1 protein-coding gene is annotated in these 705 nt (G+C 64.2%); it reads right to left on the reverse strand.

Features of this window, described 5'->3' with window-relative positions; all coding sequences use genetic code 11:
- Positions 1-112 precede the first annotated feature (112 nt).
- On the reverse strand, positions 113-705 hold a 593-nt coding region (locus tag AC1D0P_RS26595), incomplete at its 5' end, for an SDR family NAD(P)-dependent oxidoreductase (RefSeq protein ID WP_477679468.1).

The raw sequence follows: 705 nt of genomic DNA on the forward strand, positions 1-705 counted from the left end.
GACATGCTGCGCCGAATCTGGCGGGAGCAGGAATGAGGCCGGGCGTCGTGCGCCCGACCTCCTTGACCGTCAGCGGCTGGCCACAAGGGCGCGCCCGCACTTCACACTCTGGTCAGCCGGCATTCTTGCCGCCGTCGGCGCTGTAGATCTGGCCGGTGACGAAAGTCGACTTGTTGGAACCGAGGAAAACGATGACATTGGCGACTTCGTCGGCATGGCCGATCCGCTTCATCGGGATGCTCGCCGCCAAGGATGCCTTGACCTCGTCGCTGCCGGCAAACCGGTTCAGCATTCCCGTCTCCGTCGCCCCCGGCGCCACGGCGTTGACGCGAATGCCTGCCTCGGCAAGCTCGAGCGCCGCGGCCTTGGTCAGGCCTTCCACGGCGTGCTTGCTGGCGGTGTAGATGGAGGTATAGGCGGCGGCGCGGTGGCCGAGCAGCGACGAGACGTTGATAATGCTGCCACCGCCATTGGCCTTCATCGCATTGATCTGATGTTTCATGCCAAGCACCGTGCCAACGACATTGGTGTCGAAGGTTTCGKCAATGCTGTCCGCGGTCTGGTCGGTGATCGGCCCGATCTGCCCCTCGGTGCCGGCATTGTTGACGGCGACATCAAGCCGTCCGAATCGGGTCACGGTCCTGTCGACAAGCGCCCTCACCTCGTCCTCATGACGCACGTCCGCCTTGACGAATTCCGCCTCCG

This window comes from Polaromonas sp. P1_G2, assembly GCF_056405515.1.